General features: G+C 73.2%; 13 protein-coding genes and 2 pseudogenes. 6 read left to right on the top strand and 9 right to left on the bottom strand.

Going from position 1 to position 15882, the window contains the following annotated elements; all coding sequences use genetic code 11:
* Window positions 1–33 precede the first annotated feature (33 nt).
* From AVL62_RS15900 to AVL62_RS15890, 3 genes are all read left to right on the top strand, one after another.
* The gene (locus tag AVL62_RS15900) at window positions 34–273 is read left to right on the top strand and encodes a MoaD/ThiS family protein (protein ID WP_058892640.1); all 240 of its coding nucleotides are present in this window, start codon (window positions 34–36) and stop codon (window positions 271–273) included.
* Window positions 274–528: 255 nt separating this feature from the next.
* The gene (locus AVL62_RS15895) at window positions 529–1944 is read left to right on the top strand and encodes an ABC transporter substrate-binding protein (RefSeq protein WP_083519032.1); all 1416 of its coding nucleotides are present in this window, start codon (window positions 529–531) and stop codon (window positions 1942–1944) included.
* Between the two features lie 5 nt (window positions 1945–1949).
* Window positions 1950–3755 carry a purine-cytosine permease family protein gene (locus AVL62_RS15890; RefSeq protein ID WP_058892638.1) on the top strand — a complete coding sequence of 602 codons (1806 nt, stop codon included), beginning with the start codon at window positions 1950–1952 and terminating at the stop codon, window positions 3753–3755.
* Between the two features lie 91 nt (window positions 3756–3846).
* Here AVL62_RS15890 and AVL62_RS15885 read toward each other — a convergent pair.
* From AVL62_RS15885 to AVL62_RS15875, 3 genes and pseudogenes are all read right to left on the bottom strand, one after another.
* Window positions 3847–4723: pseudogene (locus tag AVL62_RS15885) on the bottom strand (GTP 3',8-cyclase MoaA).
* Window positions 4717–5265, bottom strand: a complete 549-nt coding sequence (locus AVL62_RS15880; RefSeq protein ID WP_058892637.1) for a MogA/MoaB family molybdenum cofactor biosynthesis protein — start codon at window positions 5263–5265, stop codon at window positions 4717–4719. The pseudogene AVL62_RS15885 and the gene AVL62_RS15880 overlap by 7 nt, the downstream one beginning before the upstream one ends.
* A 20-nt stretch (window positions 5266–5285) precedes the next feature.
* Window positions 5286–5795: a MarR family winged helix-turn-helix transcriptional regulator gene (locus AVL62_RS15875; protein ID WP_083519031.1), complete on the bottom strand. Its 510-nt coding sequence runs from the start codon at window positions 5793–5795 to the stop codon at window positions 5286–5288.
* Between the two features lie 96 nt (window positions 5796–5891).
* On the opposite strand from AVL62_RS15875, the gene AVL62_RS15870 reads away from it, so the two are divergent.
* Window positions 5892–8192 (top strand): MMPL family transporter, encoded by a 2301-nt coding sequence (locus AVL62_RS15870; RefSeq protein WP_083519030.1) that lies wholly within the window; start codon window positions 5892–5894, stop codon window positions 8190–8192.
* 116 nt (window positions 8193–8308) lie between these two features.
* On the opposite strand, the gene AVL62_RS15865 is transcribed toward AVL62_RS15870, so the two are convergent.
* The 5 genes from AVL62_RS15865 to AVL62_RS15845 all read right to left on the bottom strand — a co-directional run bounded on the left by AVL62_RS15865 (window position 8309) and on the right by AVL62_RS15845 (window position 12959).
* Window positions 8309–8722 (bottom strand): hypothetical protein, encoded by a 414-nt coding sequence (locus tag AVL62_RS15865; RefSeq protein WP_058892636.1) that lies wholly within the window; start codon window positions 8720–8722, stop codon window positions 8309–8311.
* A gap of 256 nt (window positions 8723–8978) precedes the next feature.
* Window positions 8979–9797: an ABC transporter ATP-binding protein gene (locus AVL62_RS15860; protein ID WP_058892635.1), complete on the bottom strand. Its 819-nt coding sequence runs from the start codon at window positions 9795–9797 to the stop codon at window positions 8979–8981.
* The gene (locus AVL62_RS15855; protein WP_058892634.1) at window positions 9794–10843 is read right to left on the bottom strand and encodes a FecCD family ABC transporter permease; all 1050 of its coding nucleotides are present in this window, start codon (window positions 10841–10843) and stop codon (window positions 9794–9796) included. The genes AVL62_RS15860 and AVL62_RS15855 overlap by 4 nt, the downstream gene beginning before the upstream one ends.
* Entirely contained in the window at window positions 10840–11898 is a 1059-nt protein-coding gene (locus AVL62_RS15850) for a FecCD family ABC transporter permease (protein WP_058892633.1), read from the bottom strand. Before AVL62_RS15850 ends, AVL62_RS15855 begins: the two co-directional genes overlap by 4 nt.
* Window positions 11895–12959 (bottom strand): iron-siderophore ABC transporter substrate-binding protein, encoded by a 1065-nt coding sequence (locus AVL62_RS15845; RefSeq protein WP_058892632.1) that lies wholly within the window; start codon window positions 12957–12959, stop codon window positions 11895–11897. Before AVL62_RS15845 ends, AVL62_RS15850 begins: the two co-directional genes overlap by 4 nt.
* 105 nt (window positions 12960–13064) lie before the next feature.
* Between AVL62_RS15845 and AVL62_RS15840 the strand changes: the two genes are divergently transcribed.
* Window positions 13065–13895, top strand: coding sequence for a siderophore-interacting protein (locus AVL62_RS15840; RefSeq protein ID WP_058892631.1), 831 nt, complete (start codon window positions 13065–13067; stop codon window positions 13893–13895).
* A gap of 88 nt (window positions 13896–13983) precedes the next feature.
* Here AVL62_RS15840 and ilvA read toward each other — a convergent pair whose 3' ends face one another.
* Complete coding sequence (gene ilvA, locus AVL62_RS15835) at window positions 13984–15303, bottom strand: threonine ammonia-lyase IlvA (RefSeq protein ID WP_235585735.1); 1320 nt, start codon at window positions 15301–15303, stop codon at window positions 13984–13986.
* Window positions 15304–15493: 190 nt separating this feature from the next.
* On the opposite strand from ilvA, the pseudogene AVL62_RS18265 reads away from it, so the two are divergent.
* Window positions 15494–15844, top strand: a pseudogene (locus tag AVL62_RS18265) (hypothetical protein); the annotation flags it as partial.
* Window positions 15845–15882: the final 38 nt, after the last annotated feature.

The following is a 15882-nucleotide window of genomic DNA, read 5'->3' as shown; positions in this document are numbered from 1 at the left end:
GCGACATACCGGAGCATCTGCGAGACTGGCCCCATGGCGACGGTGAGGTTCTTCGCCGCGGCCGCCGAGGCCGCCGGCACCGAGAGCGAGCACGTCGAGGCGGACGACCTCGGCTCGCTGCTCGCCGACCTGCGCGAGCGGCACGGGGCCGAGCTCACCCGGGTCCTGGCCCTGAGCACGGTCCTGCACGACGGTCAGTACGTCGCCGACCCGGCCCTGCCGCTGCGCCACGACGCCGTCCTGGACGTGCTGCCGCCCTTCGCCGGCGGCTGAGCCCCCGGTCCCCGGCGACGCGCCGGAGCCGCAGCCACCCCGCCGGCGAACGCCGCCAGGGCCGGCAGCGGCCCTCGGCGCCCCACCTTGACAGGTCCTTCCACCTGTCGTTTGCTAGAGGTGTCTCATACGTGCATCGGGTGATGCTCACATGAGCGAGGAGCTGACGCTCGGGCGGGGTCATTCAGCCTGGTGGTCCGGGGGTCGGTCGACGGACCCGAGCGGGCCCGGCGCCCCTGACGAAGGAGTCACCGCATGCGACCAGAGCCGTCCGCACCCGCCTCGCGGCGACCGTCCCCGGCGCGCGCCGGCAGGGCGGGGGCGCTCGTCGGTGCGATGTCGCTGCTGGCCCTGGCCGGGTGCAGCGGCGAGGAGGACACCGGCCCCGACACCCTCACCGTCGCCGTCGTCGACAACGGCGACCTGGACGTGCTGCAGGACCTGAGCACCGCCTTCCTCGACGAGCACCCCGGCGTCGAGATCGAGTGGGTGCGCGAGGGGGAGAACGAGCTCCGGGAGACGGTCTCGACCGACGTCGGCACGGGCGCCGGCCGCTTCGACGTGGCGACCGTCGGGACCTACGAGGCGCAGGTCTGGGCCGGTCAGGAGCTGCTGACACCCCTCACCGACATGCCGGAGGGGTTCGACCCCGAGGCCTTCGTGCCGGAGGTGCGGGACGCCCTCAGCGCGGACGGGACCATGCAGGCGGCTCCCTTCTACGGCGAGTCGAGCATGACGATGTACCGCACCGACCTGCTCGAGGAGGTCGGGGTCGAGATGCCCGACGAGCCGACGTGGGAGGACGTGCTCGCTGCCGCCACCGCCGTCGACGAGCAGACCGACACGGCCGGCGCCTGCATCCGCGGCAAGGCCGGCTGGGGCGAGAACGGCGCCGTCGTCACCGCGATGGCCCACTCCTACGGCGCCCGCTGGTTCGACGAGGACTGGCGCGCCACGCTCGACAGCGAGCAGTGGCGCGCGGCCGCCGAGACCTACCTCGCCCTCGCCGCCCTGGCGCCCGAGGGTGTCGCCGAGGCCGGCTACAGCGAGAACCTCGCCCTCTTCCAGGAGGGGGAGTGCGCGGTCTGGGTCGACGCCACCTCGGCCGCCAGCTTCGTCACCGACCCGGAGGCCTCGACGGTGGCCGAGGACGTCGGCTTCGCCCGGGCGCCGGGCACGCCCGAGGGGCGGGCGAGCAACTGGCTCTGGTCGTGGGCGCTCGCCATCCCGGCGTCCTCCGACAACAGCGAGCTCGCGCGCGCGTTCGTCACCTGGGCGACGTCCAGCGAGTATGCCGCGCTCGTCGCCGAGGACCGGGGCTGGGCGGCGGTGCCGCCGGGGAGCCGGGTCGACCTCTACGACAACCCCGACTACCTGGAGGCCGCCGAGCCCTTCGCCGAGCTGACCCTGGAGTCGATCCGCACCTCCGACATCACCGAGCCGAGCTCGGAGCCGGTCCCCTACGTCGGCATGCAGTACGTCGACGTGCCCGCCTTCCAGAGCCTCGGCAACGCCGTCGGGCAGCAGCTGACCCAGGCCGTCACCGGCGACCTCGACCTGGACGAGGCGCTGGAGCGCAGCCAGTGGGTCGCCGACCAGACCATCGAGCAGACCCGACTGCTCGCCGACCAGGAGGACGCCGAGGCCGACTCCGAGAGCACCGAGGACTGACCGCGATGGCACGGACCGCCGAGCAGATCGACCGCCAGATCGCCAACACCGACCCTGAGCTGCTGCCCGTCGGCGAGCACGAGAAGCACGGCGCCAAGCACTTCGCCGGCCTCTACGCCGCGGAGAACGTCGCCGGGACCGAGTTCGTCTTCGGCGCCACCTTCGTCATCCTCGGCGCCGGGATCTGGGATGTGCTCATCGGGCTGCTCATCGGCAACGCCCTGGCCGTCCTCACCTTCTGGCTCATCACCACCCCGGTCGCCCGCGAGGTCGGGCTGAGCGTCTACACCTACCTGCTGCGGTTCGGCGGCGGCTCGATCTCCCGGATCTACAACCTCGCCAACGCGATCGTCTTCGCCGTCATCTCCGCGGCCATGCTCACCGTGTCGGCGACCGCCGTCCAACGGGTCATCGGCATCCCGACCCAGGCGGAGGCATACCCCACGCATCTCGGTTTCGTCATCCTCGTCGTGGCCTTCAGCATCGTCGCCGTGCTCGTCGCGGTGTTCGGGTTCAACGCGCTCGCCGAGTTCGCGACGATCTGCGGGCCGTGGCTCGCGACGATGTTCACCGTCGGTGGTCTCGTGCTGCTGCCGGCCGTCGCCGAGTCGGTCACCGGCGTGACCACCATCGGCAGCTTCGGCGAGTTCGTCGACATCGCCGGGGCGACGGTCTTCACCGGCGTCACGCCCGAGGGGGAGCCTGGCATCGGGATGATCGAGGTCGCCGGCCTGGCGTGGGCGGCCAACAGCTTCGCCCACGCGGGGATGATCGACATGGCGCTCCTGCGCTACGCCCGCAAGGGCTGGCACGGGCTCATGACCTCGACCGGCATGCTCTTCGGTCACTACGTCGCCTGGTTCTCCGCCGGTCTCATGGGCGCCGCCACCGCCGCGCTCACGCTGACGAGCATCACCGTCCTGTCCCCGGGCGACGTCTCCTGGGTCGCCCTGGGGTGGGCCGGCTACGTCACGGTCGTGGTCGCGGGCTGGACGACCGCCAACGCCAACCTCTACCGCGCGGGGCTGGCCACCCAGGGCGTCTTCCCGTCGATGTCGCGCGGTCGGGCGACCCTCATCGTCGGCGTCATCGTCGTGGTCGTCGCGTGCTTCCCGTTCGTCTACCGCAACTACGCCCCGCTGGTGACCTGGGCCGGGGTCCTCCTGGCGCCGGTCGGCGGCATCGTGTATGCCGAGCACAAGCTCTTCCCCCGCTTCGGCCTCACGGAGTACTGGGCGCGGTTCAAGGGGGTCACCAACGTGCCCGCCATCATCGCCTGGGGGACCGCCTTCGGCCTGGGTGCCGTGCTGAACATCACCCAGATCATCTCGCCCTACTTCGCCTTCGTGCCCGCGTGGATCGTCGCCAGCCTGCTCTACGTCGCCCTGGCCCGACGGGCCGGAGCCGCCGACGACTACACGGAGGAGGTGAAGGACAACGAGCTGTTCCTCGAACGCGCCCAGGCGTTCAAGCGCGAGCAGGCGAAGTCGCTGCCGGGGCACGTCAAGGACACGTCCACGCTGACCCGCGTGCTGCGGGGGGTCTGGATGCTCGCGCTCGCCGTCATCCTCGTCGACGCCCTGGTGGTCTTCCTCGCCAGCCCGGACATCTACACCTACCTGACGCAGCGCAACACGTTCTACACCATCGCCATCACCGGCACGGTGATCTACTTCGTCGCCGCCTACTGGGAGCTGCGGCGGGGCAAGGCGCTGGACCGGAGAGCCCACGAGGAGGCCCGGGCCGACGCGGGCAGCACCGGGGAGGACGGCGAGGGCGGCGAGAAGGAGCCGGTCGGCGCCGGGGTCTGACCTCTCGGCCGACGGTGCGACCTCTGGCCCGACCCCGTGGGGTCGGGTTCGGGGTGTGCGCGGCCGCGGCGGTTCGGCGGGTCGGGCCGGCTCAGCCGCCGATGGCGCTCATGGGCCGGGGCGGCTGCAGGAAGTCGGGCTGGTTGATGCCGTGCCCGGGCAGCTTGGCGGTGATCGAGCCCCGGAGCAGCGCGGCCAGCTCGTCGTCCGAGGCGCCCTCGCGCAGGGGGGTCCGCAGATCGGTCTCCCCGGCGGCGAAGAGGCAGTTGCGGATCATGCCGTCGGCGGTGAGCCGGACGCGGTCGCAGCTGCCGCAGAACGGCATCGTCACCGAGGCGATGGCGCCGACGGTGCCGAGCGGCCGGCTGTCGGGGGAGGCCCCCAGGGGCCGGACGTCGAAGAGCTCGGCCGGTGCGCTGCCGCGGGACTCGTCCGGCTGGGGGGTGAGGTCGTAACCGGTGCGCAGCATGTCCAGGATCTCGGCGCCGCTGATCATCTGCGAGCGGTCCCAGCCGTGCTGGGCGTCCAGCGGCATCTGCTCGATGAAGCGCAGCTCGTAGGCGTGCTCGAGGGCGAAGGTCAGCAGGGCCACGACGTCCTCGACGGCGTCGTTGATCCCGCGCATGAGGACGGTGTTGATCTTGACCGGGACCAGGCCTGCCTCGGCAGCGGCGTGGACCCCGGCGAGGGTGTCGGCCAGCCGGTCCCGCTTGGCCAGGGCGATGAAGACGTCGCGCCGCAGCGTGTCCAGGCTGACGTTGACNNATCTCGTCGATGCCCATGGACACCGCCACGTCGGCGAGACGCACGACCTCCTCGGTGGTGAGCATCGTGGCCCGGGGCAGCCAGGGCACGCCGTCCTCGGGCATGCAGTAGGTGCAGCGCAGCGAGCAGCGGTCGGTCACCGAGATGCGCAGGTCGCGGTGGACGCGGCCGTAGGTGTCGATGAGCGGGTCCCGGGTCACCACGTGTGGTCACCCCCGCTGACCTGCGAGAGCACGTGCCGCAGCAACGACCCGATGATGTCCATGCCCTCGGTGACGGCGGCCGGGCGGCCGGGCAGGTTGATGACGAGGGTGCCGCCGACGCCGCGCTCGGCCGGCCAGTCGACGACCCCGACCACCCCGCGCGACACCGCGGCGTAGGGGGTCTGGCGGGATCCCTCCCGGCGCATGAGCTCGGCCATGCCGGGGTTCTCCCGGGTGATGACCTGCCGGGTCCCCTCGGGCGTGAGGTCGCGAGGACCCATGCCGGTGCCGCCGGTCGTGACGACGAGGCGGGCGCCGTCGGCGACGGCCGCCCGCAGCGCGTCGGCGACCGACTCGACACCGTCCGGGACGACGATCGAGGGGGGGACGGCATACCCGAGGTCGCGGAGCGCGGCGACCAGGAGTCGCCCGCTCTCGTCCTCGCGGCGTCCGTCGGAGCTGCGGTCGGAGATGGTGATCGCCACGGCTCCCGTGCGCCCGGGCGTCGTCTCCTGCGTGTGCTCGCCAGCCTGCTGGCTCATCACGTCAGTCTAGGTGCGGCTCACAGCAGGCGCCCGACGGCCCGGTCCGCGTCGGTGAGGAAGCGCAGCACGACCTCGCGTTCGGCGTCCGTGAGCGAGGCCTCCACCTGCGCCAGCTCGGCGAACATCGGCATGAGGTGCCCCATGAGCTCCTCGCGCCCGCTGGGGGTGGCGACCACCGCGGTGCGGCGGCGGTCGGTGGGGTGCGGCTGGCGCTGCGCGTGCCCGCGGGAGACGAGCCGGTCGACGATCCCGCTGGCGGCGGCCGTCGTCACGCCGAGACGCTGGGCGAGCTCGCTGGGCCCTGCCGGGTCCTCCATGAGGTGCTCGAGCACGGCCAGCTCGGTATGCGTGAGCCCGGCCCGGCGCGCGAGTGCCGGGGTGGCGCGGCGACCGCTGTCGAGGAGCCGGCGCAGGGTGTCCAGCACCGGGCCGGGCTGCCACGCGTCGACCCACCGGGTCTGCGGCCCCACCTCGGGGCGCACCGGGTCCTGCCCCGCCGGGGGCGACGCCGCCTCCTGGCTCGTCACCGGGGGCTGTCCTGTGCTACTTTCGGTCACTAGATTGCTCACTTGGTTAGGTACTTGCCTGACGATTCCGTCTCAGCCTACGCCGGAGGACCCCAGATGTCTCGCCTCGTGACCACGCTCACCGCACCTCGGTCCTGGATCATCGCGCTGGTCGGGCTGCTGCTCGGCGTCGGCCTCATCGCCGGGGTCGGCCAGGCCGAGCGCAGCGCGTCCGCCCTGGACACCCTGCCGGCCGGCTTCGACAGCACCCAGGGTCAGGCGCTGCTGGACGAGCTGCCCGACGAGGGCAGCAAGACGGCGATCGTGCTCTTCACCGCCGACTCCGACATCGAGGCGTCGCTGCCCCAGCTCGCCCAGCTCATGGAGGACGTCGCCCCCGAGGGCGCCGAGCCGCCGGCCACCCAGGGGTCGGGTGAGGGGGCCGGTGCTCCCGAGGGGGCCGAGGGGGGTGGCGCTCCCGAGGGGTCCGGTACTCCCGAGGGGGCCGAGGGGGGTGGCGCTCGCGAGGGGGCGGGTGCTCCCGAGGGGGCCGGCCAGGAGGGTGGTGGACCCCCGCCAGGGCTGAGCGGTGACTACCCGGTCATCCCCGCCGAGGACGGCACGGCGGCGATCAGCGTCATCGACCTGGACGCGCCGACCGCGACCGACACCCAGCAGGTGGTGACGCAGCTGCGCACCGACCTGGCCGACGGCATACCCGACGGTGTGACGGCGCAGGTCACCGGCCCGGCCGCGATCGAGGCCGACCTGGCCTCCGTCTTCGACGGCGCCAACATCACGCTGCTCGGGACCACCGCTGCCGTCGTGGCGCTCCTGCTCATCGTGACCTACCGCAGCCCGATCCTGTGGGTCATCCCGCTGCTCGTCGTCGGCGTTGCGGACCAGACCGCCGCCAGCGCGGCGACGCACGTGCTCAAGCTCTTCGGCATCCCCTGGGACGAGTCGACCATCGGCATCCTGTCGGTCCTGGTCTTCGGTGCCGGCACCAACTACGCGCTGCTGCTCATCAGCCGCTACCGCGACGAGCTGCGCACCCACTCCTCCCGGCACGAGGCCATGGCGCTGGCGCTGCGCCGCGCGGCCGAGGCGATCATCGCGAGCGCCAGCACGGTCGTCGTCGGCGTGCTGTGCCTGCTGCTGTCGGTCTTCCCCTCGACCCGCGGTCTGGGGCTGGCCTGCGCGGTCGGCGTCCTGGTGGCGATGGCCTTCGTGCTGCTCGTCCTCCCGGGTGCGCTCGTCGTCTTCGGGCGCTGGGTCTTCTGGCCCCAGGTGCCGCGCGAGGGGCAGGCCGTGCTCGCGGAGTCGCGCTCGCTGTGGCGCCGCATCGGTGACGCCGTGGCGAAGGCCCCCGCGGCCTACATCGCCGGGACCCTCACCCTGCTCGCAGCCCTGGCGTTCGGCATCACCCAGATCAGCAGCGGGCTGGCCCCGGAGGACCAGTTCCTCGAGACGCCCGAGGCGATCACCGCGGCCGAGCGGCTGGGCGAGTCCTTCCCGGCCGGGACCTCCGACCCGCTGGTGGTGGTCACCCGCGGCGACGAGGCGCAGGTGGAGGAGCTCGCGGCCGCGGTGGAGGACGTCGACGGGGTCACCCAGGTGACGCCGGTCGAGCCGGTCGACGGCATCGGTCAGGTGCAGGTCGTGCTGGAGGCGGAGCCCGGGAGCGAGGCCGCCCAGGAGGCCGTCGGGGAGGTGCGTGCCGCCGTGGACGGCTATGCCGACACCCACGTCACGGGGGGCGACGCCTCGGCGCTGGACGAGTCCGACGGCAACGTGCGCGACCGCTTCGTCGTCATGCCGCTCATCCTCGCGCTGGTGCTGCTGGCGCTCATGGGTCTGCTGCGCTCGGTCCTGGCCCCGGTCATCCTCGTGGCCTCCGTGGTCGCGACCTTCTGCGCGGCGATTGGGGTCTCGTGGTGGCTGTTCACCGGCGTCTTCGGCTTCGGGGCGATCGACGCCAGCATGCCGCTGCTGGCCTTCCTCTTCCTCGTCGCGCTGGGGGTCGACTACAACATCTTCCTCATCACCCGGACGCTGGAGGAGGCCGGCGTGCACGGGACGCGCGACGGCGTGCTGCGGGCGCTGAGCGCCACCGGTGGCGTCATCACCTCGGCCGGCATCCTGCTGGCGGCGGTGTTCGCGGTCCTCGGCGTGCTGCCGCTGGTGGTGCTGGCCCAGATCGGTGTGGTGATCTGCATCGGTGTGCTGCTCGACACCCTGCTGGTGCGGACGGTGCTCGTCCCGGCGATCGTCCGGGTGCTCGGCGAGCGCTTCTGGTGGCCGCGACGGGTGGACCACGCCGGCCGCCACCGCCCCGACGAGGTGGAGGACGACCCGGCGGCCGGGGATGCGGGCGGGGCCGAGCTGGCCCCCGCCGGCGCACCGGACGCGCGGTGAGCCCGCACCGGACGCGCGGTCAGGACGCACCGGACGCGCGGTTAGGACACACCGGACGCGCGGTCAGGCCGCACCGGACGCGCGGTCAGGACGCACCGGACGCGCGCTGAGGACGGTCAGGGGCCACTGATCGCCCTCTCGTGCCAGGTATGCAGCAGGGCCACCTCGTCATCGGCCGGCTTCATCCCCTCGACCAGGGTCCTGCGGGTCTCGCCGCGGATGACCAGGCGCTCCGGGTAGCTGGGAGCCGGCCGGATCTCGGTGACCTCGCCCCACGGGACCAGGCGACGGCCGTAGAACCAGTGGCCGTGCAGCCCGTCTGCGTCGGCGGTGACAGTCAGGGCGCCGGTCAGGGTCAGGACGAGCAGCGCGGCCGTGCCCAGGGAGAGCACGAGGTCGACGACCAACCAGGCAGCACCGTCCCGGACTCCGTCGACCAGGCGGAGAGCAGTAGTCGCGAGCATCAGGGACCACAGGCCGACCATGAGCCAGTACCGGGTCCGGGTCGGAGGGATCTGGACGCGCGGCATACCCCCATCGTGGCAGTCACGACGCCGCTGCTCCTGCCGTCACCTCGTCCGCGCCGCACCGGACGCGCGTCCGGTGTGTCCCGACCACACGTCTGGTGTGTCCCGACCACACGTCTGGTGTGTCCTGAACGCGCGTCCGGTGCGTCCTGACCGCGCGTCCGGTGTGTCCCGTCCACACGTCTGGTGTGTCCCGACCACACGTCTGGTGTGTCCCGACCACACGTCCGGTGCGTCCTGACCGCGCGTCCGGTGCGGCTCAGGCGTGCGTGACGGGCTGGAGGGCGTGGTGACGGCCGATGGGCAGGACCATCGGCTTGCCGGAGACGGGGTCGGCCACGACCTGGCTGCGCAGCCCGAAGACCTTCTCGACGGTCGCGGCGGTGAGCACGTCCTCGGGCCGCCCTCCGGCCAGCAGCCGGCCTCCGCACATCGCGACGAGGTGGTCGGCGTAGCGCGCGGCGAGGTTGAGGTCGTGCAGCACCATGACGATGGTCGTGCCGCGGGTGCGGTTGAGGTCGGTGAGCAGGTCGAGCACCTCGATCTGGTGACAGATGTCGAGGTAGGTCGTGGGCTCGTCCAGCAGGAGGATGTCGGTCTGCTGCGCGAGGGCCATGGCGATCCACACGCGCTGGCGCTGACCGCCGGAGAGCTCGTCGACCGCCCGGTCCACCAGGTCGCTCGTCCCGGTCAGCTCCAGCGCCTCCTGGACCGCCTGCTCGTCGGCGACGGCCCACCGGGACAGCATCCGCTGGTGCGGGCTGCGTCCACGGGCCACCAGGTCGGCCACGGCGATCCCCTCCGGGGCGAGGGGGCTCTGCGGCAGCAGACCCATGGTGCGCGCCACGGCCTTGGTGGGCTGGGTGTGCACGGCCTTGCCGTCGAGGACCACCTGGCCCTGCGAGGGCGCCAGCAGCCGGGAGAGCGCGCGCAGCAGCGTGGACTTGCCGCAGGCGTTGGCGCCGACGACGGCCGTGATGCGGCCCGGGGGCACCGTGAGGTCGAGACCGTCGACGACGGTGCGGTCGCCGTAGCCGAGGCTGACGCGCTCGGCGACGAGGGTGTGCGAGTCGGTCACAACGAGCCTCCGGCGCGGTTGGTGCGGATGAGCAGGTAGACGAGGTAGGGCGCCCCGAGGACCCCGGTGATGACGCCCACCGGGTAGCGGGTGCCGAAGAGGTGCTGCCCGGCGAGGTCGGCCGCCAGCACGAGCAGGGCGCCGGTGAGCGCCGCGGGGATCATGAGCGAGCCCCCCGGTCCGACGACGCGAGCCGCGATCGGCCCGGCGAGGAAGGCGACGAAGGCGATGGGGCCCGCCGCGGCGGTCGCGAAGGCGATGAGCGCCACCGCGGCCACGATGACGGTCAGCCGGGTGCGCTCCACCCGCACGCCGAGGGCGCTGGCGGTGTCGTCCCCGTGCTGGAGGAGCTCCAGCTGCCGGGACTGGGCGAGCAGCGCCGGCATGAGCACCGCCGCCGCCACGACGAGCGGCAGCACGATGCCCCACGTGGCGCCGTTGAGGCTCCCGGTCAGCCAGCGCATGGCCACCTGCAGGTCCCACGCGGCGGCGCGCACGATGACGTAGGCCACGACGGAGTCCAGCATCGCCGCGATGCCGATGCCGATGAGGATGAGCCGTGTGCCGAGGACGCCGTCGCGGTAGGCGAGCAGGTAGATGACCAGCGCCGTCACCAGCGCTGCCACGATCGCCATCCCGGACACCAGCGCCTCGTCCACCCGCAGCACCACGATGCCGACCACGGCGGCGGCGCTGGCCCCGGCGCTGATGCCGATGATGTCGGGGGAGGCGAGGGGGTTGCGCAGCATGGTCTGGAAGGTCACGCCCGCGATCCCGAGGGCGGCGCCGGCGACCAGCCCGAGGACGGCGCGCGGCAGCCGGAGCGTCCCGACGGTGAAGGAGGCGCCGGGCACGTCCTGCCCGAGGACGACCCGCCACACCTCGCCGGGGCCGTAGAACGTCTGGCCCACCATGAGGCTCAGCGCGAAGAGCGCGAGCACCAGCACCCCGAGGAGGGCGGCGGCGCGTCGACGGCTCGCGGCACGGCGCCGACGCCCGGCACGCAGCGGGGAGAGAGCGGGAGGGGCCGTGGAGGTCGTGCTCACAGCGCCCTCGCCCGCATGCGACGCACGATGATGATGAAGACCGGCGCGCCGATGAGCGCGGTGATGATGCCCACGTCGACCTCCGCCGGCCGCGCCACGACCCGCCCCACGACGTCGGCGAGGGTGAGCAGGACCGCCCCCACGAGCATGGACAGCGGGAGCAGCCACCGGTGGTCGGTGCCGACCACGAGCCGGCAGGCGTGCGGGACGACCAGGCCGACGAAGCCGATCGGTCCGGCCACCGCGGTCGCCGCGCCGCACAGCGTCACCGCCCCGACCGCGGCGAGGGCACGGGTCAGCGCCACCCGCTCGCCCAGCCCGGCGGCCAGGTCGTCGCCGAGCGCCAGCGAGTTCAGACCCCGGGCGACGAGGAAGGACAGCAGCGTGCCGACGAGCAGGAAGGGGAGGGCCACGGTGATCTTCTCCGGCGTCGCCCCGCCGACACCGCCGATCTGCCAGAACCGGAAGGAGTCCATGACCTGGATCCGCGGCAGCAGGATGGCGCTGACGAGGGAGGAGAAGGCCGCCGACATCGCGGCCCCGGCCAGGGCCAGCTTGAGCGGGGTGGCGCCACCGCGCCCCATCGAGCCGATGGCGTAGACGACGGCGGCCGCGACCGCGGCGCCGAGGATCGCCACCCAGATGTAGCCGCCGGAGGTCGACAGCCCGAAGAAGGCGATGCCGACCACCACCGCCAGCGAGGCGCCCGAGGTGACCCCGAGGATGCCGGGGTCGGCGAGAGGGTTGCGGGTGACGCCCTGCATGACGGCGCCGGCCAGCCCGAGGGCGGCGCCCACGAGCATGGCCAGGAAGGTGCGAGGGACCCGCTGCGCCACGGCGGCCTGCGAGATGTTGTCCTGCGCGCCACCGAGCGCGGCGACGAGGTCGGCATACGCGATCTCGCGGGCGCCGAAGGTGACGGACAGGACGCCGGCGAGCACCAGCGCGCCGAGCGCCGCGACGAGGGTGGTGAGGCGGTATGCCCGCGTGCCGACCCGCCGGCGCGCCGCGGGGGTCGCGGCGTCCGGCGGGGCGGCGGTGAGGGTGTCGGTCACCGGCTCTTCTCTGCGGCGGCGGAGACCAGGTCGAGGAAGTCGGTCAGGCCCCACTCGAGAGCGAGCGGCGAGGGGTTGGCAGCGGCGGCGAGCGGGGTGTCGTTCTCCAGCATGACGACGGCGCCGTCCTCCACGGCCGGGATCTCCGAGACGAGGGCGTCGTCCTGCAGCTGGGTGAGCAGGGCGTCGTCGCCGTAGGTCACCAGCAGGTCGACGTCCTCGAGCAGGTCGGCGTTCTCCGCGCTCACCGTCTCGTAGAAGGTGTCGCTCTCCGCGGACCGCTCGGCGACCAGCTCGGGCGTGGTCATCCCGAGCTCCTCGAGGAAGAGCGCGCGCGGGTCGTTGGTCGTGTAGAAGCCCACCTGGCTCAGGTCGTCGGTGCTGTGCGAGCTGAACATCGCGCTCATGCCCTCGAGCTCGGGGTAGTCGGCCACGGTGTCGGAGACATAGCCCTCCAGCTCCTCGACCAGGGCGTCGCCCTCCTCGGCCAGGCCCAGGGCCTGGCTGTTGAGCTCGACCATCTGCTGCCACGTGGTGCCCCAGGCCAGCTCGGGGTAGGCCACGACCGGAGCGATCTGGCTGAGCGTGTCGTACTCCTCCTGGGTGAGGCCGGAGTAGGCGGCGAGGATGACGTCCGGCTCGGTGTCGGCGACGGCCTCGAAGTCGATGCCGTCGGTCTCGTCGAAGAGGACCGGGGTCTCGGCGTCCATCTCGGCGAGCGCGTCCTCGACCCACGGCAGCACGCCGTTGTCGTCGTCGTCGCCCCAGGTCGCCTCGCTCATGCCGACCGGCACGATGCCGAGGGCCAGCGGCACCTCGTGGTTGGCCCAGGCGACCGAGGCGACCCGCTCGGGCTGCTCCTCGATGGTGGTCTCGCCGAAGGCGTGCTGGACGGTCACGGGGAAGGCGCCCTCGGCCGCGCCGTCGGAGGAGCCCTCGGTGGCGCCCGCCTCGGCGTCGGCCTCCTCGGAGGAGCCGGAGGACTCACCGCAGGCGGTCAGCGCCAGGGCGAGGGTGAGCGCGGAGGCGGCGCCGAGGACGCGGCCGCGAGAGGATCGCATGGTTCTCCTTAGTCGAGTTAGGCAAGGCGAACCTAATGTATATGCTGGCCCTGGGTGGTCGGAACCACCCCGCCCCGTCGCCCCCACCGCAGGAGACCGATCACCATGGCCAAGAGCAACCTGCAGGCCACCCGGCGCAAGCCCCGGGTCGCGCGCGCCCTGCGCCTCCGGGTGCGCGGCGCCCACCGCCCCACCCCCACCTTCGCCCGGACCACCCTCGGGGGCGCCGACCTGACCGACTTCGAGGTCATCGGTGACGACCAGTGGTTCCGGCTCTTCCTGCCCACCGGCGGCGCGGACTCGCTGCGGCACGTCCCGGACCAGCTGACCACGGCGGCCTACGCGAAGTTCATGCTCGTCCCGGCCGCCCAGCGTCCGGTCATCCGGAACTACACGGTCCGCGCCTACCGCGAGCACGGGGTGGACGGGCCCGAGCTCGACGTCGACTTCGTCGTCCACGGCAGCGAGGAGCACGGTGACGCCGGCCCCGCCTCACTCTGGGCGCAGCGCTGCGAGGTGGGGGACGAGGTGGCCATCATCGACGAGGGGGCGATCTACCACCCGCTCGAGGAGGCGCCCCTGCTGCTGGCCGCCGACGAGTCGGCGCTGCCGGCGCTCGCCGGCATCCTGCGGCACGCCCCGAGCCAGGCCCGCGGCACGGCGGTCGTCGAGGTGCCGCACCCCGACGACCGGCAGGCGCTCCCGGCGCCGGAGGGCATCGAGGTCCGCTGGGTGGTGCGTCCGGCGGGGGCGACCCCCGGGGCGTCCGTCCTCGCGGCCCTGCAGGAGGTGCCGGTGCCCGAGGGCCCGGTGTATGCCTGGGTCGCGGGCGAGTCCGACCTCGCCACCGCCGCGCGCCGCCACTGGGTGCGCCACGGCATACCGAAGAAGCAGATCAGCTTCTGCGGCTACTGGAAGGCCGGCACCAGCCACTGACGCCCGGCCACGCGTCCGGTGCGGCCCGGCCACGCGTCCGGTGCGGCCCGGCCACGCGTCCGGTGCGGCCCGGCCACGCGTCCGGTGCTCAGAGGATGAAGCGGAAGAGCGGGCTGTCGGGCTGGATGGGCTCGACCTCCATCGAGCTGGCGTCCAGCCGTTCCAGGAGCGGCGCGAGGTCCTCGCGTGCCCCGAGCTCGATGCCGACCAGGGCCGGGCCGGTCTCGCGGTTGTTGCGCTTGACGTACTCGAAGAGCGCGATGTCGTCGTCCGGGCCGAGCACCTCGTCGAGGAACTGCCGCAGCATGCCCGGCTCCTGCGGGAAGTCCACGAGGAAGTAGTGCTTGAGGCCCTCGTGGATGAGCGAGCGCTCCATCACCTCGGGGTAGCGCAGCAGGTCGTTGTTGCCGCCGGACACCACCACGACGACCGTGAGGCCGCGCAGGTCGCCCAGGCCCTCCAGCGCCGCCGGTGCGAGCGCCCCGGCGGGCTCGGCGATGATGCCCTCGCTCTGGTAGAGCCGGATCATCTCGGTGCAGATGCGGCCCTCGGGCACGGCGACGAGCTCGGGGGTGTGCCGTCGCACCACCTCGAAGGTGTGCGTCCCGACCTTCTGCACCGCGGCGCCGTCGACGAAACGGTCGATCTCCTCCAGCGCGACCGGCTCGCCGGCGCGGGTGGCGGCCATCATGCTGGCGGCGCCGGCCGGCTCCGCGGCGACGACCCGCACCCCGGGCGCGTGCTCGCCGAACCACGTGAGGCACCCCGCGAGCAGCCCGCCGCCCCCGCACGGGACGACCACGAGGTCCGGCGGGCCGGGCAGGTCCTCGCTGATCTCCCGGGCGATGGTCCCCTGCCCGGCGATGGTGTGCGGGTGGTCGAAGGCCGGCACGAGGGTCGCGCCGGTGCGCTCCGCGTCGGCCAGCGCCGCCGCCGCGGCCTCGTCGTAGGTCCGGCCGCCGACGACGACCTCGACCCAGTCGCCCCCGATGTCGGCGACCCGGTCGCGCTTCTGCCGGGGGGTGGTGGCGGGCAGGTAGATGCGGGCGTTGACACCCAGGGTGGCGCAGGCGTGCGCCACGCCCTGCGCGTGGTTGCCGGCGCTGGCGCAGACGACCCCGGCCCAGATCTGCTCGCTGTCGAGCTGGGCGATGAGGTTGGCGGCGCCGCGCCCCTTGTAGGACCGCACCGGCTGCTGGTCCTCCCGCTTGAGCCACACCGAGGCGCCGGTCTGCTCCGAGAGCCGAACGCTGCGCTCCAGGGGGGTGCGCGCGACCCGGCCCGCGATCCGCCCCGCCGCCTGCTCGATGTCGGCCGCCGTCGGCAGCGCTGCGAGGGTCGCGGAGGGGTATGTCGTGCCTCCCGCCGACGCACCGGGCGGGCTGGAGGGGGTGGGGGCTGCGGGCATACCTCGATCCTAAGCCCGGCTGACGTCACGTCAGGCGAGCCCGGCGCCGCCCCGCCGTCGGGGCTGGCCGCTTGGAGTCGCTCCCGGACCTGGGCTCGCATAGCGTGACCGTGCCCCGCTCCGGACCGACCCCTGGAGCGCACATGACACGACACGACACCGTCCGACTCCTCGCGACTCCCATGGCGAGGTGGGGGACGGCACCACGGCGCCGGCTGGACGACCGCTGCGAGTGACACGCAGGGCCGCTCTGCTGGGCGCCGCCACGGCATGCCTGTCGGGCTGCACCGGCTTCCGCCTGCAGGACTCCGGCGCCGACCGGCCCGACGACGTGCTGCAGCTGACCCTCTGGGCCGGGCCCGAGGAGGAGGCGGCGTTCCGCGCCCTGGCCGAGGCGTTCCGCCAGGAGACCGGGGTCGAGGTACGCCTCCAGATCGTGCCCTTCTCCCAGACCCTCACCACCGTCGACACCGGGCTGCGCACCGGTGCCCCGCCGGACCTGTTCCGGGTCACCTACAACGACATCGGTCTCTACCGCAGCCAGGGCGTCCTCAGCCCGCTCGCCGCCTCCGCGGTGGC

The organism is Serinicoccus chungangensis (assembly GCF_001483745.1).
GTDB classification, from domain to species: domain Bacteria; phylum Actinomycetota; class Actinomycetes; order Actinomycetales; family Dermatophilaceae; genus Ornithinicoccus; species Ornithinicoccus chungangensis_A.
The sequence above is the reverse complement of the archived record's forward strand: the minus strand, read 5'-3'. Positions and strand labels throughout refer to the sequence as shown.